The 18,958-nt window shown below is 48.3% G+C and carries 16 protein-coding genes; 7 read left to right on the top strand and 9 right to left on the bottom strand.

Features of this window, described 5'->3' with window-relative positions:
- Nucleotides 1–210: 210 nt before the first annotated feature.
- The 5 genes from FYJ53_RS09460 (at nucleotide 211) to FYJ53_RS09440 (ending at nucleotide 3,412) form a co-directional block, all read left to right on the top strand.
- The gene (locus tag FYJ53_RS09460; RefSeq protein ID WP_013378886.1) at nucleotides 211–810 is read left to right on the top strand and encodes a hypothetical protein; all 600 of its coding nucleotides are present in this window, start codon (nucleotides 211–213) and stop codon (nucleotides 808–810) included.
- Nucleotides 811–921: 111 nt separating this feature from the next.
- Entirely contained in the window at nucleotides 922–1,410 is a 489-nt protein-coding gene (locus tag FYJ53_RS09455; protein WP_073382666.1) for an ECF transporter S component, read from the top strand.
- Nucleotides 1,411–1,503: 93 nt separating this feature from the next.
- The gene (locus tag FYJ53_RS09450; RefSeq protein ID WP_154557279.1) at nucleotides 1,504–2,835 is read left to right on the top strand and encodes a hypothetical protein; all 1,332 of its coding nucleotides are present in this window, start codon (nucleotides 1,504–1,506) and stop codon (nucleotides 2,833–2,835) included.
- 63 nt (nucleotides 2,836–2,898) lie between these two features.
- A complete protein-coding gene (locus FYJ53_RS09445) occupies nucleotides 2,899–3,120 on the top strand; it encodes a hypothetical protein (protein ID WP_013378883.1) in 222 nt (73 codons plus the stop codon).
- Complete coding sequence (locus FYJ53_RS09440; protein ID WP_013378882.1) at nucleotides 3,101–3,412, top strand: YbjQ family protein; 312 nt, start codon at nucleotides 3,101–3,103, stop codon at nucleotides 3,410–3,412. Before FYJ53_RS09445 ends, FYJ53_RS09440 begins: the two co-directional genes overlap by 20 nt.
- Before the next feature lie 51 nt (nucleotides 3,413–3,463).
- On the opposite strand, the gene FYJ53_RS09435 is transcribed toward FYJ53_RS09440, so the two are convergent.
- The 7 genes from FYJ53_RS09435 to FYJ53_RS09405 all read right to left on the bottom strand — a co-directional run bounded on the left by FYJ53_RS09435 (nucleotide 3,464) and on the right by FYJ53_RS09405 (nucleotide 10,272).
- Nucleotides 3,464–3,988 (bottom strand): gamma carbonic anhydrase family protein, encoded by a 525-nt coding sequence (locus FYJ53_RS09435; RefSeq protein ID WP_013378881.1) that lies wholly within the window; start codon nucleotides 3,986–3,988, stop codon nucleotides 3,464–3,466.
- A gap of 321 nt (nucleotides 3,989–4,309) precedes the next feature.
- The gene (locus FYJ53_RS09430; protein WP_013378880.1) at nucleotides 4,310–5,320 is read right to left on the bottom strand and encodes an electron transfer flavoprotein subunit alpha/FixB family protein; all 1,011 of its coding nucleotides are present in this window, start codon (nucleotides 5,318–5,320) and stop codon (nucleotides 4,310–4,312) included.
- A gap of 19 nt (nucleotides 5,321–5,339) precedes the next feature.
- Nucleotides 5,340–6,122 (bottom strand): electron transfer flavoprotein subunit beta/FixA family protein, encoded by a 783-nt coding sequence (locus tag FYJ53_RS09425; protein ID WP_013378879.1) that lies wholly within the window; start codon nucleotides 6,120–6,122, stop codon nucleotides 5,340–5,342.
- Between the two features lie 24 nt (nucleotides 6,123–6,146).
- Nucleotides 6,147–7,286 (bottom strand): acyl-CoA dehydrogenase, encoded by a 1,140-nt coding sequence (locus FYJ53_RS09420; RefSeq protein WP_013378878.1) that lies wholly within the window; start codon nucleotides 7,284–7,286, stop codon nucleotides 6,147–6,149.
- Nucleotides 7,287–7,319: 33 nt separating this feature from the next.
- Entirely contained in the window at nucleotides 7,320–8,159 is an 840-nt protein-coding gene (locus FYJ53_RS09415; protein ID WP_013378877.1) for a 3-hydroxyacyl-CoA dehydrogenase family protein, read from the bottom strand.
- Between the two features lie 127 nt (nucleotides 8,160–8,286).
- Nucleotides 8,287–9,063, bottom strand: coding sequence for an enoyl-CoA hydratase-related protein (locus FYJ53_RS09410; RefSeq protein WP_013378876.1), 777 nt, complete (start codon nucleotides 9,061–9,063; stop codon nucleotides 8,287–8,289).
- A gap of 27 nt (nucleotides 9,064–9,090) precedes the next feature.
- Entirely contained in the window at nucleotides 9,091–10,272 is a 1,182-nt protein-coding gene (locus FYJ53_RS09405) for an acetyl-CoA C-acetyltransferase (RefSeq protein ID WP_013378875.1), read from the bottom strand.
- 377 nt (nucleotides 10,273–10,649) lie between these two features.
- On the opposite strand from FYJ53_RS09405, the gene FYJ53_RS09400 reads away from it, so the two are divergent.
- Complete coding sequence (locus FYJ53_RS09400) at nucleotides 10,650–12,548, top strand: ABC-F family ATP-binding cassette domain-containing protein (RefSeq protein ID WP_148427776.1); 1,899 nt, start codon at nucleotides 10,650–10,652, stop codon at nucleotides 12,546–12,548.
- A 100-nt stretch (nucleotides 12,549–12,648) separates the two neighbouring features.
- Here the strand turns inward: FYJ53_RS09400 and FYJ53_RS09395 are convergent, their stop codons facing one another.
- On the bottom strand, nucleotides 12,649–13,839 hold the full coding sequence (locus FYJ53_RS09395) for a collagen binding domain-containing protein (protein ID WP_090410684.1): 1,191 nt from the start codon (nucleotides 13,837–13,839) through the stop codon (nucleotides 12,649–12,651).
- 260 nt (nucleotides 13,840–14,099) lie between these two features.
- Here FYJ53_RS09395 and FYJ53_RS09390 point away from each other — a divergent pair, with 260 nt between their 5' ends.
- On the top strand, nucleotides 14,100–14,789 hold the full coding sequence (locus FYJ53_RS09390) for a CatB-related O-acetyltransferase (protein ID WP_013378872.1): 690 nt from the start codon (nucleotides 14,100–14,102) through the stop codon (nucleotides 14,787–14,789).
- 101 nt (nucleotides 14,790–14,890) lie between these two features.
- On the opposite strand, the gene FYJ53_RS09385 is transcribed toward FYJ53_RS09390, so the two are convergent.
- Nucleotides 14,891–18,874, bottom strand: a complete 3,984-nt coding sequence (locus FYJ53_RS09385) for a collagen binding domain-containing protein (RefSeq protein ID WP_187367898.1) — start codon at nucleotides 18,872–18,874, stop codon at nucleotides 14,891–14,893.
- Between the last annotated feature and the right edge of the window lie 84 nt (nucleotides 18,875–18,958).

Below are 18,958 nucleotides of genomic sequence, written 5' to 3'. Positions count from 1 at the left end.
GCCTCTCTGGAAAACGTGTGATCACAGCGTCCTCGTCATTGCATTTGGTCGATTCATACATGAAGTCTATTTTACCTAATTTTCTGAAGAAAATCAAGTGTATTCTTTAGTTTCTAAAGAAAATGGTTTATATTTTAAAGAAAATCGTTTATAATGGACTATACGGAATCATTAATAGTATTTTAGAAAGATGAATGAAGGTGACTCAACATGAACACGAAAAAAAAGGTACTTCTCGGCGTTTTAGCAGTGATTGTCATCGTCGTGGGCATTATGTTTTTTGTTCCCATGTTTAACGGGTCAAAGGACGCTGCCAAAACCACTCCGACCAGCGCGCCCTCGGTCGCGGACAATACCCCGACAGCTACCCCGCAGCCCACAGTCGATAATTCAGCAACCAGCGGAAGCTTACAGACTCCGCCAGAAATGCAGGCGGTCATTGACGCGAACCAGGCTGATCTCTATGGCAACGAGGATGGGCAACTGGCTCAGTCCTACCCCAGCAATCTTCTACCGCTTTACAAGGTGAGCGGTGTCGGGGATTCCCACGATATTACCACGAACAACGGGAACCCTGGATGGACAGCGGTTTACGGCTCTACGGCTGACACCGCTGAGCTGGCGCAGTTTTATTCGGACCTCATGGCTTCTGCCGAAAACTTTAACGCTGCCGGCAGCGACGCCTCTACCACCATTACGGGCACCGTGGACGGCTGCGACATCAGCGTGACCATCAGTCCTAACAATCCGCAGCGCACCGGCCTCGACTATGCCAGCAGTGTGAGCATTTTTATCGAAAAAGTTAGTTAACAACTGTACCCATAGGGACCAGAATCCGAACGATTTTGGTCCTTTTTGGTTCTTTTCATTCCCTGCCAGTGTGCTATAATAGGTGCAACATTTGATTTCGGAGGTTTAAAAGTGAACATCACAACCAAAAAAGTATGCTATACGGCGCTGTTGATGGCCGTTACCTTTATCATGATCTCGGTCGTAAAGATCCCGATTCCCAATGGCTATATCCATCTGGGTGACGCGGCGGTCTTTCTTTGCGGGTTTATTCTCGGCCCTGTTTACGGCACCATTGCGGCTGCCATCGGTGCAGGTGCGGCGGATTACTTCGCGGGCTTTGGGGCTTATATCATTCCTACCATGCTCGCAAAGGGCGTGATGGCTTACTTGACCGGGTATTTTCTGCGCGGTAACCCGGGGCGCCAGAAGGAAATCACGGTGATGGTGATCGCCGGAGTGATCATGACCCTGATCTACTATGTGTCGGAAATTATCCTATACGGCAGTTTTGTCTCCCCGTTGGTCAATATTCCTTTCAACGCCCTACAGGCCATTGTGGGCATTGTCATCTCCATGCTGCTGTTCCGGCCGCTGACTCAGTTCCGCATCGAATCTTAAAAGAATTTACTATTTTTAATCGAATTGTGATATAATGAAGATCACAATTCGATTTTTTAATTGGGACGATTTTTTTATGTAATGGAGAGAAAAATGAAAAAACTAATGACAGCAATTTTAACATTTGCTCTGATCTTTAATTTTACAGTACAGACAGCCTGTGCCTCCGCCTATAAGGCAGGCTCCGTTTCTGTTATGACCAGCACTCGTGACCCGGGGGAAGGCGATTCCCAAACCCCGACGGAACCAGAAACGCCAACTGAACCGGAACAGCCAACCGAACCGGAAACACCGACAGAACCAGAACAGCCAACCGAACCGGAGACACCAAGCCAGCCAGAGCCCCCTACACAACCAGAGAATCCCGATCTTCCATCGACCGATCCGGGAGATGACAGTAGCGGCGATGACGGCTACTACGACAGCTACGACAATAATGACTACACCCCGTCCTACCGTAATTCCTACGACGACAGCGACGACTATGTGCCCACAGAATCCACAACGGTAGAGACCACTGTGGAGGAACAGGTGCAGGAGGTTCAAAAGGTGGAGGGCGATTACCCCATCACGCTGACCGTCAAGGAAACTACCATTGACGTCAACCTGCCGTCAAATGTTTATACAGCAGCAACCAACCAGAACACCGTGACGGCCGCATTTAACAACGACGCGCTGAACGCGGCCATCGCAGCCGGTACCGCCAAACTGACCGAAAAACAACAGGCGGGCTCCTCTGCGCTCACCAAGCTGGTTTTAAAGGCTCCAGCCATTGAAACCAAAGGGCTTACAGACCCTGAGGTCAATATCCATGTGCCGGCGCCGGCGCTCAAGAACATGCAGACCGCTAAAGTGACTTTAAATGTTCCGATCAACAGAGATTCCATCATTGTATCCCCATCCATTTTAAAGAGCGATGAGCTGAACAGGCTGACGGACGGCGACAAACTGGTTCTCGGGCTTAAAAAAGGCCCCAGCCTTTCAAACAGCAGCTATAAGCTGTCAGAAACCAAGCTGACGCCTGTGACCACTCCTTTCACGCTGGAGGCCTCAACCTTAAAATCCACCGGCGCTCTGTCTGCGCTTTCAGCCTTTGAAAAGCCTCTGGAAATCAACATTGCCCTGACCGACGATCAGGCCTCAAAGCTTCAGACGGAGTCTCAGTTCACTGCCAGCAAGTACAACAGCGGGAGTGACAGTGTCGATCCGGTGGTCACCACCTACCACAACGACACCAAAGTGGCGACTTTTAATGTGAACGCTCCGGGGAATTACCTGATCCTTTTAAAGACGGCCGATAAGGGCATTAACCCGTTGTTTATTGCGGTTCCTATTGTAATCGTGCTGATCGGCGGTGGTGTCTTTGCTTTCTTCAAGCTCAAAAACCGCCGGAAACGGAATATCTTCGGAGATTATGATGACTGACCCTTGTCCTGAAGGCGGATATCCGATATAATGGAAGAAACTTAGGAAGGGAGCGGCCTGTTTATGAAAGTCAAGAAAATCATTGCCCCTTTGGTTATTGGACTGCTGCTGATTTTATATTTTGTGGGCTTTATCATCGTCTGTTTTCTGATTGATATCCCTCTGATCGTCAAGATCCTGTGCAGTATCCTGCCACTGGCGCTGGCCGGCGTTTCCCTCCATGTTTTAATCCAGAGAATCGATGAGATAAGGAGTGGAGAAGAGGATGATCTTAGTAAATACTGATTATATCAGCGGAAAAGAATTTGAAATGCTGGGCCTGGTCAAGGGCTCAACCATTCAATCCAAAAACATCGGGCGTGACATCAGCCAGGGTTTTAAAACCATTGTGGGCGGCGAGCTCAAGGCCTACAACGAAATGATGAATGACGCACGGGCACTGGCTACCAAGCGGATGGTACAGGAGGCTGAAGGCCTGGGCGCCGATGCGGTGGTCAATATCCGTTACGCCTCCTCTGCCATCATGCAGGGAGCTGCCGAGGTTATCGCCTACGGAACTGCGGTTAAATTTGTATAAAAAAAGCACTCAGACGAAGATTCTGAGTGCTTTTTTAGTATGCCGACGTCTTTAGAGCTGTCTGACAACAATAATGCCATCGCTGTTTTCATAATAGCTTTTTCCTGGTTCCAGGCGCATACATTCCATATACTCCCGCGCGTTGGCACGGATGCTTTCGATCTCGGCATCAGTCAAGGGACGGATGACCTTTGCGGGACTGCCCATGACGAGGGAGTTCGGTGGGATCACTTTATTCTGAGTCACCAGGGAGCCTGCGCCGATGATGGTATTTTCACCGATGACCGCGCCGTTTAAAATCGTGGAGCCCATGCCGACTAAAACGTTGTTTTCAATGGTGCAGCCATGGATGGTACAGTTATGTCCAATGGTCACACCGTCGCCGATCTTTACACAGTAGCCGCCGGGTGCCACGTGCACCACGGAGCCGTCCTGTACGTTGCTGCGCTCACCAATGGTAATACTGTCCATATCTCCTCTCAGTACCGCCTGGTACCAGATGCTGCTGTAATCGCCGATCCGGACCTTGCCCAGTACATCGGCACTCTTCGCAATAAAAATATTTTTTCCTGACATCGAATCCTCCACATTGTAAAAGTGTTTTTCAATCTGATGATTTTATTGTATACCCTTACGCGGCATTTGTAAACCGCTCACAAAATGTTGCATGAGGTCTGCAAAAAAACACTTTTATCAGGTGGAAGATTAAAGGTGGAAGGTTAATGAACGCTTTCGCCTCTGGCTCAAGCAATTGGGTTTGCGGCCGCAGGCCGCGTCTAATCAAATGTGCTCCGCACATTTGCTCCAAAACCTTCCACCTTCAACTTTCCACCTTCCACCGAAAAAAGCCCAAGGCTTTTCCAAGCCTCGGACTTTTAATTTCATAGGAACTTCAAACTATCTGGTTGCCATTTCTTTCTTAACTGCTTCTGTAAACAGTGGTAAGATTTTGAAGACATCGCCAACAACGCCGAAGTCTGCTACGTTAAAGATCGGAGCAGTTTCGTCTTTGTTGATTGCGATGATAACATCAGATTCTTCCATACCAGCTAAATGCTGGATTGCGCCGGAGATACCGCAGGCAATGTACAGGTTTGGACGAACGGTTTTACCCGTCTGGCCAACCTGACGGTCTTTTTCAACCCAGCCAGCGTCAACACAGGCTCTTGAAGAAGAGATGGTTCCACCTAAAGCGTCTGCCAGGTCTTCAAGCAATTTGAAGTTTTCTGGAGATGCCATACCACGGCCGCCAGATACGAGGATCTTAGCATCCTGGATATCCATTTTTTCAGCAACAGTTTTAACAATTTCCATCACTTCAACGTTCATATGGTCACTCAAGCCAGCAACTTCTTCTTTAATCACTTCACATTCTGCTGCGTCGTTTGTCGGAAGTTTCTGCATAACGCCAGGACGTACTGTTGACATCTGTGGACGGTGGTCCGGACACAGAATGGTTGCCATGATGTTGCCGCCGAAAGCCGGACGGGTCATCATTAAGCCTTTATCTTCTGGGTTAATTTCCAGTTTTGTACAGTCAGCAGTTAAGCCGGTATGAACACGTGCAGATACACGAGGAGCCATATCACGGCCAATGGCGGTAGCACCAAACAGAACTACTTCTGGTTTGTATTTGTTAATAATTTCAGTAAATGCATGTACATACGGTTCGGTTGTGTATACTTCTAAGGCAGGATCATCGACCATGATCACTCTGTCAGCACCATGACGGGCTAATTCTTTGCCCATCGCATCGATTTTAGAACCTAAAACAACAGCAGTTACTTCTGTATCTAAATCATTGGCTAATTCTTTACCTTTACCAATCAGTTCGAAAGAAACAGGAGTAATAACATTATCTACCTGCTGTACAAAGACGAAAACACCTTTATAATCTTGTAAACTCATCTATGTTCACCACTTTCCATTAAATAATGAATTTTTCTTTCAATTTTTCCAGTAAGAAATCAGCAGATTCCTGTGGATCTAATTGAACAACAGTTCCGGCCGGTTTTAAAGCTTTCGGGAAGGACTTGAATACGCGTGTCGGAGAACCCTTTAAACCGATGTTGCTTGTATCAACTTCGATATTTTCCAGTGTCCAGACTTTAACTTCGTCTGTTCTGTAAGCGTCAAAGATTCCACCTGGAGTCATATAACGCGGTGTATTCATTTCGCCTAAAGCGGTAACTAAGCAGGGCATCTGTACTTTAATGGTATGGTATCTGTCTTCGTACTGACGTTTTACGATAACAGCGTCGCCTTCCACTTTGATGTCTTCAGCGTAGCTGACATTTGGAATGTTCAGATGTTCAGCGATCTGAGGACCAACCTGAGCGGTATCGCCATCAATTGCCTGACGGCCAGTGATGATCAGGTCATAGTCTAACATTTTAACCGCAGCTGCAATGGTTGTAGAAGTAGCCCAGGTATCGGCGCCGCCGAAAGCTCTGTCGGTTACTAAAATCGCTTCATCAGCGCCCATAGCGAGTGCTTCACGAAGAACGTCGTCTGCCTGTGGTGGTCCCATGGAAACAACGGTAATGTGCGCACCGGTAGCGTCTTTCAGTTCTAATGCAGCTTCCAGACCAGCTTTATCATCCGGGTTCATAATACTTGGAACGCCATCTCTAATTAATGTACCTGTTACTGGATCAAGTTTAACTTCATTTGTATCAGGAACTTGTTTTACACAAACTACAATATTCACCTAAATTTCCTCCTTTTGAACTTCCTATTTCAGAACGTTGCCAGATATAACCATACGTTGTACCTCGCTTGTTCCTTCATAAATTTCGGTAATCTTAGCATCACGCATCATACGTTCAACTGGATAGTCTCTGGTGTAGCCATAACCACCAAGTAACTGTACACATTCTGTGGTAACAGCCATAGCAGTTTCAGCTGCGAAAAGTTTAGCAGTTGCTGCTTCTACAGAGAATACTTTCTGAGTATCCTTAGCAATAGCTGCTTTGTAAACCAGGTTACGGGCAGCTTCGATACGTGCGTACATATCGGCTAATTTAAACTGTGTATTCTGGAATTTAGCAATTGAGCGACCAAACTGTTTTCTTTCTTTAACGTAAGCAACGGTTTCGTCGAAAGCGCCCTGAGCCAGACCTAAAGCCTGAGCAGCGATACCGATACGGCCGCCGTCCAGAGTCTGCATCGCGATTCCAAAGCCTTTACCTTCTTTACCAAGAAGATTTTCTTTTGGAACGATGCAGTCTTCAAAAATTAATTCGGTTGTGGAAGAACCACGGATACCCATTTTCTTTTCTTTTGTACCGATTGAGAAGCCAGGATAATCTTTTTCTACGATGAATGCAGAGATCCCCTTGGTGCCTTTGCTCTTATCTGTCATTGCGAAGATGATATAAACATCCGCTTTACCACCGTTGGTAATGAAGATTTTCGTACCGTTTAATACATAGTGGTCGCCTTCTAAAACAGCCTTTGTCTGCTGTCCGGAAGCATCAGTACCAGCGCCTGGTTCAGTTAAACCGAAAGCGCCTAATAATTCACCGCTTGCTAAACGCGGTAAGTATTTTTCTTTTTGTTCCGGTGTACCGAATTTACGGATTGGGTCTGTTCCCAGTGAAGTGTGTGCGGAAAGGATAACGCCGGTAGTACCGCAAACGCGGGATAACTCTTCAACAGCTAAAATATAAGCTAATGTATCACAGCCCTGTCCACCGACTTCTTTGGCAAATGGAATGCCCATAAAGCCATTTTTGACCATTTTATCAACGGTTTCCTGCGGGAAGCGTTCTTCTTCGTCAACTTCCTGCGCGATTGGTTTTGCTTCATTTTCTGCAAACTCTCTGTAGAGTGTGCGCAACATTTGATGTTCCTTACTCAGATTGAAGTCCATACTGTTCCTCCTAAATATATTTGTCACACAAGCTTATTTTGTGTAATCAAAGAATCCTTTTCCTGTTTTCATACCTAAAACGCCTGCGCGTACCATTTTGCGAAGCAGTGGAGACGGAGCGTATTTGTCAGAGCCAGTTTCTGCCTGTAATACTTCCATAATTGCCAGAACAACGTCCAGACCAATTAAGTCGCCTAAAGCCAGTGGTCCCATTGGGTGGTTTGCGCCTAATTTCATAGCAGTGTCGATATCCGCAGCGGAAGCAGTACCAGCAGCATAAACTTCGATACCTTCGTTGATCATTGGAACTAAGATTCTGTTTACAACAAAACCTGCAGCTTCGTTAACCTGTACCGGAGTTTTGCCGATATCTGTTGCAATCTTTTTGATGGTATCAACGGTTTCCTGAGAAGTATGGTAACCAGCAATAACTTCAACCAGTTTCATAGCCGGAACCGGATTAAAGAAATGCATACCAATCACTGGACGGTCAACGCCCTGAGACATTTCGGTTAAAGATAAAGAAGAAGTATTGGAAGCGAAAATACATTCTGGTTTACAGATTCCCTGTAATGCCTGGAATAATTCATGTTTCATTTCCATCTGTTCTAAAACAGCTTCAACAACCAAATCGCAATCCGCAACAGCATCTCTTAAACCTGTTGTGATTTTTGCTAAGGTTGCATCCATTTTAGCCTGATCGATACGGCCCTTAGCAACCTGTTTTGCTAATGCTTTTTCGATTTTAGCTTTCCCACCATCGGCAAATTCCTGTTTGATATCGCAAAGTACAACTTCATAACCATCGGTAGAAGCGAAAACCTGAGCAATACCTGATCCCATTGTACCGGCACCAATAACGCCAACTTTCATTTTAAGTCCTCCTAGATAAATTAAAAACTTTTTTGTATTCTTGTATATACAGATTTGTATATACAGGCGAAAAGCCCAAACTCAAGGGTATTTTTATACAAAAATACCCTTGAGTTGAAAATCATATTTATTTGTTCTGGAAAGGTTCGTGTTTACGTTTTTCCAGGAAGGCAGCCATGCCTTCTTTTTGGTCAGCGGATTCAAAACATCCGCCAAACTGTTTTGCTTCAAAGGCAATTGCGTCGTCCATACCCATTTCAAGGCCGTCATTGATGGCTTTTTTGGTGTTACGGACAGCAATTGGAGCGTTGTTAGCAATTTTACCAGCCAATTTCAATGCAGCAGGCATTAATTCGTCGGCCGGGTAGACAGCATTAACCAGACCCCAGCTCAAAGCGTCGGCCGCTTTGATATTGGTGCAGGCATAGAGCATTTCCTTTGCTTTACCGGTCGGGATCAGACGTGCAAGACGCTGAGTGCCACCGAAACCAGCAGTGATGCCAAGGCCAACTTCAGGCTGGCCAAAGGTTGCATTTTCAGAAGCCAGACGAATGTCGCAGGACATGGATAATTCGCAGCCGCCGCCAAGTGCAAAGCCGTTAACCGCAGCGATAACCGGAATTGGTAAAGTCTCGATCTTTCTGAAAACAGCGTTTCCTTTTTTACCAAAAGCTTCGCCTTCAGCCTGAGTCAGGCTGCTCATTTCACCGATGTCCGCACCGGCAACAAAAGATTTCTGACCGGCACCTGTAATAATCAGGCAGCGAATGGTCTCTAAATCAACACCGTCAATAACCTTGTCCAGATCTTCAAGTACTTCACTGTTTAAAGCATTTAAAGCCTTTTCACGGTCGATGGTGATAACAGCCACTGCACCCTGTGGTTCATATTTAACAAAACCCATTGTAATTACCTTCTCTCCTTAGAAAAATTAGTCCATTTCTACGATGGTAGATACACCCATACCGCCGCCTACGCATAAGGTTGCAAGACCTTTTTTAGCACCGCGTTTCTGCATTTCGTGCAGTAAGGTTACCATGATACGGCAGCCAGAAGCACCAACCGGGTGACCCAGAGCGATCGCGCCGCCGTTTACATTTAATTTATCTTCAGGAATATTTAAAGTTTTGCCTACAGCACAGGACTGTGCTGCGAAAGCTTCGTTTGCTTCAACTAAATCCATATCGTCGATGGTTAAACCAGCTTTTTCTAAAGCTTTACGGCTTGAGAAGATTGGTCCAACACCCATGATGGATGGATCAACACCAGCGGAAGCGCCGACAACAAATTTAGCCATTGGCTTAACACCTAATTCTTTTGCTTTTTCAGCAGACATCACAACGATGGCAGCAGCGCCGTCATTGATACCAGAAGCATTTGCAGCGGTTACGGTACCATCTTTTTTGAAAGCCGGACGCATTTTGCTGATGCCTTCAGCGGTTACGCCTTTTCTTGGGAATTCATCAACTTTGAATTCAACAATTTCTTTTTTAACTTTAACCGGAACCGGTACGATTTCATCATCAAAACGGCCAGCTGCCTGAGCGGCTTCACATTTCTGCTGGCTCTTAGCGGCGAAATCATCCTGATCTTCGCGGGTTACATCATACTGTTCTGCTACATTTTCAGCGGTGATACCCATGTGATAGTGATTGAAGGCATCGGTTAAACCGTCTTTGATCATGGTGTCGATGAACTGGCCATCGCCCATTCTGTAGCCATAGCGTCCCTTAGGAACAGCGTAAGCAGCGCCGGACATGCTTTCCATACCACCAGCAACAATAATATCTGCTTCTCCAGCCTGGATCATAGCAGCTGCAAGATTGATACATTTGAGACCAGAACCACATAAATTGTTAAGGGTTAAAGCAGGAACCTCAACAGGAATACCAGCATTTACAGCAGACTGACGGGCAACACTCTGTCCCTGAGCTGCCTGTAATACACAACCCATTAACACTTCATCAACGTCTTCCGGTTTAACGCCAGCACGGTTTAAAGCTTCTTTAATAACGATTGTTCCAAGATCGACTACCGGAACGTTTGCTAAAGAACCGCCAAAACTACCAATCGCTGTACGTACAGCACCAGCTAATACTACTTCTTTTGCCACTTAAATTTCCTCCATTAATTCTCACATTTCCATGTGAATATTTGAATCATTTATCTTATACTCCAACTGTCCATTTATAGAACAAAAGGAGTATCTGTTAAATATATAACAATATTACCACATATTTGGCGAATTTGCAATAGATTACAGGAAAATTCTGTTATTAAACGGTCTTTTTTTGTGAAATATGTATATACAGGTATATTGACCACCTACAATCACTTTAATCCTCCATAAGTGGTATTTTATTATATATTTATACTACTCAATAAAGCTTTAAATTAGCCTTATTTTTAGATTTCTTTTTTCTTGGCACAATCTGTGTTAAAATAACCCTTAAGCAAACCGCTAAAAGCTAAAAGAAAGAAAATAAAATCATGAACCTATTATCCGTCATCAACCTTAAAAAAACCTACGGTGTCAAAACCCTTTTTGAAAAAATCAACTTCAGCATTGAGGACAGCGACAAAATCGGCGTCATCGGTGTTAACGGCACCGGGAAATCCTCACTGCTGCGCATTGTGGCCGGGCAGGATACCCCCGACGCGGGAGAAGTCCGCGTCTACGGCAGCAAACGCATCGAGTACCTGGCCCAGACCCCCGAGCTCGACCCAAACATCACCGTCCTGGCCCAGGTCTTTCGGGCCGATACCCCGGAGATGAACACCCTGCGCGACTATGAACACACACTGGATCTTCTGATGCGTTATCCCGAGGACGAAAAGCTCCAGAGACACCTGCTGGCCCTGACCGATACCATTGACGCAGGCGGCCTGTGGAACCTGAAATCCCAGGTTGAAACCATCCTAACCCAGCTGGGTATCCGGGATTTCGATAAAACCATCGGCACCCTGTCCGGCGGTCAGCGCAAGCGTGTGGCCATGGCCTCTGTGCTTCTGACTCCCTGCGATCTCCTGATCCTAGACGAGCCCACCAACCACCTGGACAACGAGACCATTACCTGGCTCGAAAAATATTTGGAAAACCGCAGGGGCGCTCTCCTGATGGTCACCCACGACCGCTATTTCCTGGATCGGGTCGTGAACAAAACCATCGAGCTGGACGGCGGGGCTCTGTACGAGTACACAGGCAATTACTCCGAGTTCGTCGAGAAAAAGGCCGCCCGCAGGGCGTTCGAGAGCGTCATGGAGCAGAAGCGCCAGAATCTGTACCGGCGTGAGCTGGCGTGGATAAGACGGGGCGCCCGTGCCCGGACAACCAAGCAAAAGGCCCGGATTCAGCGTTTTGAGGACATTAAGAACAGTGCCTCTGACCTGAGCGAGGACATTCTTGAGATCAACGTAGGATTTACCCGTCTGGGCAAAAAAGTGGTGGATCTGGACCATGTGTCCAAATCCTTTAAAAACCAGTGCGTAGTCAAAGACTTCAGCTATATTTTGGGGCCCGATGAGCGCATTGGCATCATCGGAAAAAACGGCCGGGGAAAATCCACGCTGCTGAATCTGATTGCTGGGAAAACCCGTCCAGACAATGGGGCCATCGTCATCGGCGATACAGTCAAAATCGGCTATTTTTCTCAGGAATCCGAAGATATGGATTTAAACCTGCGGGCGATTGAATACATCCGCGAGGGTGCCGAAACCGTTGAGAACGCCCGGGGTGAGGTCATCACCGCGGCTCAGATGATGGAGCTGTTCCTCTTTGACCGGTACGCGCAGTGGGTGCGGATCTCCGAGCTGTCCGGCGGTGAGCGCAGACGTCTTTACCTGCTCCGTATCCTCATGTCTGCGCCCAATGTGCTGCTGCTTGACGAGCCCACCAACGACCTGGATATCGATACCCTCAAAATCCTGGAAAACTACCTTGACGATTTTCAGGGCAGTGTGCTCACCGTCTCCCATGACCGCTACTTCCTGGACCGGGTGTGCGATACCATCTTCTCCTTTACCGGCGACGGTGAGATTCTGGTTCAGACCGGTAATTTCACCGACTACATGCAAAAGCACGCAGGCCGGGATCAGGACGCTGCTACCAATAAACCCAGTGAACAAAAAAGCGAGAAGCCACGGCAAAAGGCCGTGAAGCTGAGCTACCGCGAACAGCAGGAGTACGACCGCATCGACGCGGACATGGCGCAGATGGAGGCCCGCCTGGAGGCCATCGATACCGAGATGGCCGGCATCGCCACCGACTACACCCGCCTTCAGGCACTGACCGAGGAAAAAGACGCACTTGAAGATACATTGCTCGAAAAGATGGAGCGCAAAGAATACCTCGAAGACATTGTCCGTCAGTCAAAGAAAAACCAAATCTGATTAAAGGTTAAATTAGCCCTTAATATAAATAGGGAGAAAACTTGAATCTCACTCATAAAAAACCCGCCGGCACCATCCCATGCCGGCGGGTTTTTTCGATTTATTTGCGCTTGGTTTTCTGGTAAACCATCACCCCCGCACCAATGACCGCTGCAACAACAACAAACCCAAGGCCAAGGAAGTCCATACTGTCCACCCCTGTATCTGCGTTGGGAGACGCCGTGCCCGCGGAATACCTGAGCTTAGAGGAACGCCGGACATTGATGGCTTTGACCTCCATGGCTGCGGGCTCACCCTCTGCCTCAGAGGCCACCTCAAAGCTCACCGGGGTGGCGTCCAGATGATAGCCCGAGGGCGCTTCTGTCTCCATAACCTGATAGCGCCCGGGCGCCAGATTGCTGACCCAGATCCGGCCGTCCGAATCAGTGACGAGATCCTTCTGGAGAGTATAGCCGTTGGCGTCCAGAATTTTAAAGCGGGCTCCGGGAAGTGGGGTACGCTCTTCGTCCATTTTCAGGATGGAGAGACGCCCCTGATAGCTTGTATGGATACCCGCATCCACCACGACGTGCTGGGTCTGGGCTGAATCCGAGACCGTGAAGTCCAGAATCTCAAGGTTTCGCAGAAAACCGTTTGGAGCCTGTGTCTCAACCACCCGGTAGGTTCCGGGTGCGAGGCCGTCACAGCGCACACTGCCGTCTGCGCCGGAAGTAACCGCAGCTACGATCCGGTTGTTTTCATCGGTTTTTAACAGCTCGAACCGCGCGCCCTCCAGGCCATTGCTGTTTTCATCCTGTTTTCGGAAAACAACACTGCCCTGGGGGCCTGTCTGGGTTCCAAGGGTCTGGACAACAGCCGGCTCAGCGCCCGCTGCCTCCAGCCGGTCCGCCACGGCGGCATCGCCGGCAGCTTCCTCGGTCAGAGAGATAATCACCACGCCGTCGGTACCCACATAAGCGGTGCCATAAAGCTTGCCATCCTTATCTGTCAGGGGCAGGGCCAGTTCCTCGGTGACGACAACGCTTTCCGGCAGCTTAAAAGTATAGTAATTTCCGGATTTCAGAACCGCAGCCTTTTCCGCGGATGCCGCACTGTCTGTTTCCGCTTTGTCTGCGGCTTCGCCGCTGTCTTTATCGGCAAGCTGCGGTTTGTCCGCCTGCGCGGTGGTATCGGTCTTCGCAGGCGCAGTAGGCGCAGGTTTTGTATCTGCCCCCTGGGCCGCCCAAACGGGTGAAAATGAGAATAATAAAACCATGAGAAGGACTGTCAAAGTGCCCGTTATTTTTTTCATGCTGTTTCCTTTCTATCCTACAATGCGTAAAGCTTCTAAATTTATGTAATACATTAAAATATCCTATGTATTACTTACCCATAAAAAGGCTTTTCCCACATCTTAAGAGCACCATGCTTTTTCTTTTTTCCTGCGATTTAGGAAAAGGGCGTTGTCATTTCTTGCTCTCTGTCAGGAAAAATCGGGCAGATCCTGTCCAAAGCTTTGAGTTTTTGATATAATGGTATCGTAATATATTTTGAATTTACAGGAGCAAAAAAATGCGTAAGGACAATGATCAACGAATTTATTTAACCGATGATAACACTTCTGTGGTCTATCTGAAAAATGTCATCGACGATCCGGATATCCAGGTTGGGGAACACACCTACTACCACGATGAGCGAAACGACCCCCGGGATTTTGTCAAGAACAACATTCTGTACCATTATCCACAGTTTCACAGAGATACCATCATCATTGGAAAATACTGTTCGCTGGCCATGGGGACCACCTTCCTCTGTCCCATCGCCAACCACAATTTTGCCTCCATGGCCAATTATCCCTTTCCCATCGCAAACGACCACTGGGATCTGCCTGAAAGCTTTGGCGGCAAGGTTTCTACCCTCAAGGGCCCGACCATTGTCGGCAATGACGTGTGGTTTGGATATGAGAGTGTGATCATGCCCGGCGTACACATCGGCGACGGCGCCATCATTGGCACCCGCAGCGTGGTGACAAAAGACGTTCCGCCCTACACGGTGGTCGGCGGGGACCCGGCACGCTTTATCCGCAAGCGTTTTGACGATGACACCATCGCGAAGCTTATGGCCTTAAAATGGTGGGATCTCCCCGACGCGGAGATCCGCGATTTCCTGCCCGAGCTCATCAATGGACATATCGACGCTGCTCTTGAAGCAAAATGGCTGGGCGATACAGCCCGCAAGGTCATTGAACGCCTCGGGAAATAAGACTGAACGTAAAAAGGACTGCCCGCAGTGATCTTTTCATCACTGAGGCAGTCCTTAATGCTTTTTTGTAACCTTATCGGTCTCTCTGACCAAAAATGCCGCTAACGTTTTTCTTTTGGTTTGGTCCTCCTCCAAAGGATAATACCGGCAGCGACCAACAGCAGCAGGGATGTGCCGATGCCTCCGGGTCCTTGCAGGCCAGTTCCCGGACTTTTTTCCACTGCCTTACCAGGCGTCTGTCCAGGACTTTGCGCATCTGGCGGCACTTTCACAGTGACTTCCGTCGGTTTTTCCTTTTGGTTGACCAAGTATATCGCTACTGGTGCAGGCGCTCCTGCCGCACGCGCTTCAATCTCGAAACGCACTGGGGTGCTGTCAAGAGTGTACCCTTCTGGAGCGGAGGTTTCCACCAGTTCATAAACGCCGGGGGCCAGCCCATTGGCTTTGGCGGTACCGTCTTTTTCAGTAGTCAGCCCTTCTATCACCGTCACGTTGTCTTTTGTCAGCTTAAAAACTGCGCCTGCAAGTGGACGACCGTTCGCATCGGTTTTTGTGATTTCGAGGCCTCCCTGATAATTGACCACCGGATCCAGTGTCAATGCTGGGATCACGCCGTCTGCATTTTTGACCAGAGTGAATTCTATGGGCTGAGTGTTCAGAACATAGCCGTCCGGAGCCTGGATTTCCGTAAAGCGGTAAGTGCCTTCCTCCAATGCTTCCACGGTCAGATGCCCATCCTCGCCGGTTTTCAGCTCAGTTTCTTCCCGTATGGGTTTCCAGTTCTCGCCCTGTTTTATCTCAAGGGTGAAAACTGCACCCGCAAGAGGATCTCCGTTTTCGTCCTCCTTGGCCAGGGTAACTTGGACCGGATCATTCTGCAAATGCTGTATCTTTCCTGTCTGGCTGCTCTCTGCATTGACAGTAATGGTGATACCCTGTTTCAGAGCGCTGTCCAGGTTATAGCCATCCGGGGCCTTCAGCTCCTTCAAAATATAATTGCCATAAACCAGTTCTTTAAAAAGCACCTGACCGTCGCTCCCGGTGGTCACCGGGGCACCCAGGCTCACGCCGTTGCTGTCATAAAGCTGGAACACGGCTCCGGCCAGGGGATTATGCGTGGTGGCGCTGTCCTTTTCCAGCAGAATACTGCCTCTTTTACCCACAACGGTTCCGCCACCATCATTGACGATGACGCCCAGTTCCTGGTTGTCGCCGCCTTCGACTTCTTCCTCATTATTGCCCTTTATAATCACTTCATTGCTCACCTTCTGCTCACTGCCTTCCTCCAGCAGCACCTTAGTACGGTAAGTGATAAAGAAGGCTCGGTCAATTTCCTTCAGAAAGTTCACAGTCAACTCCTGCTGGCCTGTTTCCGGATTTGTGACGTAGTCCACGGTATAATCGGTACCCAGAGCCAGAACAATATTCTCATCCAGGGTCAAGCCGCCCCCTTCATCTACCTGAGCGCCGTATACCCTCAGGGAGCTGAGGTCAATGATCTGGTTGTCCGAGGGGCGGTCAATGACCTGAACATCGGTGAGCGCAGACTGGCTGGGGTTCACGGTGATCTGCCATTTCACATAGCCCTCATCATCCTGAATACCGGATTTGGCGGCCAGCTTACCGCCGTTAGTGATAGACACCTCGCCTTCCAGCAGATGGACCTCACGTCCATTGGTAAAGGTTGCGGTGTTTTTATAGGTCGCGCTGTCATGGATAACCTGACCATCCAGGGTGGTCTGAAACTCAATGAGATAACGGCCCTCCGCACTTTCTGGAAACAGTATCTTCAGGATGTTTTCCTGGGCATTCGGCTCCTGAATCCGAAACTGATCATACTCTTCAGGGGCAATTTCATCTCCCTTTACCGGCTCACCCTTGCTGCTCAGGGTATAGTGATAGATTTTAACGGAACCTGAGACATATACCTGATTGCCAGTGATGGGGTCCTCGATAGCCGTGGGCCGCCCAAGCAGGAGATCGTTGTAATTGACGCCCACCGTCCAGGTGATGGTTTTATTGACCGCGTTGTAGCTGCCATTTTTAAAACCATTGTAGGATGCGTCGTCATTTGGCCGGTAGTCCGCCTCATCCTTACTGCTGTGTTTTCCGCCCTGGGTATCTGTCCAGCTGGAGACAGCGTCGTTCTTAAAATAGACGTTGCCGTCCGGGAAAATCGTTGCGCCAGTATCATAGTCTGTGGTGTAGGTAATCTTAAAGCTGTCACTTGTGGGATTATAATCCCCTATCAGCACAATATCAAAATTGTTGCTGCTCTGCTCATAGTTCAAGGTATAATCCTTGTTTCGTTCCAGGGTCTTTCCATCCTGATTTTTAATCACCAGAGACGATTCGTCCAGAAAAAGGCCTGGGCTCAGGGTGTCTGTGAGGGACCAGTCTTTCATGGTATAGTTGTTCTTATTAACGCTAATAGACCAGTTAATCCGCCTGTTTTCCTGATCGGCGGATACAAATTTTTTGATGACGCCCTGTTGTTTAGCGCTGCCACTTGCGCTGTCCGTCTGTCCAGTACCGATCTCTACCTCATTTTTATATTTCTGATTTTCATCTAATATTCCGGAAACCTTGGTTTGATAAGTCATCTGGATCGCGTAGTCCACATCCCCTAAGAATTGAATTTTAAAGCCATCAGCAGTTTTATCGAGCTGGTAATCCACGCCTTCTTCAAGGGTGCGGACAATCTTTACACTGCCATCAGTATTAAAATCCACTTCGTTAAGTACAAGACTGCCATCTACATAGTCCATGCCGCTGCCGATTTTATCAGTCACCACAGCCTGTTTTTGCGGGATTTTGCCCTCGCTGTAGTTGTACTTAATCTCCCAGCTAAAGGTCTGAGTCTGGGCGTCGTAGTTTTCCCGGCTTTTTTCCAGAATTTTGCCGTACTCGGCATCCACCGTGGCGTTCGCAGTAATCTCTGAAATGTTGTCCCCGCTCAGAGCTGCCTCATTCTTAAAGATAATGGTACCGCCGTCCGCAGGCTTCTTTTCCGGATCGATGCGGGTTGTGTACTCAATACGGTAGGCAGCGTGGATAGTGTTTTTAAAAGTGACTGTGCCGTCAGCCGCAACGGTATACTCGGACGGATCCACAGGTGTCTGGCTTCCCTCAACAACATTGCCGTCAAAGTCAACCTCAATCTGATAAACCGTTACGCTTTCCAGGGTGAGTCCAGCAGGCAGGGTATCGGTGACGGCCGCACCCGCAACTGTGTCCAGGCTTTTGTTGATGTCTACATTCCAGATGACTTTTTCGGGATTCATATTCCGGTCAAAATAGCCGTTTTTTTCAATGGCGCTTCCTGCACTTGGCCTGACCACCACCTCTGCAGGCGGCAGCTTTTCCTCATTGGGGATCTTGATAACCGTATTGCCTGGGCCGGTCATGCTGTCTTTGTCAAATCCACCCGAGAAATTGAGGTTTCCGCTGATGTCACTGTTTTTTGTCACTTCATCGGTAAAGGTGATTGTGACTGTGCCGTCTTTGCCCACCAGTGCGGTAGCATACTGGTTTCCCGCCGCGTCGATGAGGGGAATACTGGTATTATTGGCGATTTTGATATTGTCCGGCAGTTCAAACTGGTAGTAATCACCGGCCTGCATCTGGGCCCGAACATCCTCTGGAAGCGCAAAGGTGATATCAAACCGAACTGTGTCGTCAATGGTAGGCTCTGCTACGGGTTTTCCAGCCACATCCTGATAGGTCACGGTCATTCCTGTCAAAATGGTGCTGTCTGCCTCGCTATATCCCAGCGACTGAAAAATTTCTTTAATGTCCCGGCCACCAGCTTTGGGCTGGTTTTCTGCCGCGGGTTGAACTAAAACCTTCTCTGAAGCTTCGGGCAGTATGGCAGCGGGTTCTGTGACCTTCTTGAGCTGCCCCTCGGTGGCTGCTGCCTGTTCAGGCTGCTCTGGCTCAGCGTTCTTCTCCACTGTCTGATCCACCGCAGCCGGTGCTACTGTCTCGTTTACCACACTGCCATTTTCCTGAGCAAATGCTGCCTGCGGCAGTGAAAACTGTAAAATCATCAACAGTGATATGACTGCACTCACGATTTTCTTCATTGTTTTTTCCTTTCTTAATTCAGATACTTTTGCTTTTTTATACCCAACGGGCAAGATAATAATTAAATGACAGCGAAAACTTTT

Source organism: Eubacterium sp. BL-380-WT-2B (genome assembly GCF_009696115.1).
In the GTDB taxonomy this organism is placed as follows: Bacteria; Bacillota; Clostridia; order Eubacteriales; family Eubacteriaceae; genus Eubacterium; species Eubacterium callanderi.
The sequence above is the reverse complement of the archived record's forward strand: the minus strand, read 5'-3'. Positions and strand labels throughout refer to the sequence as shown.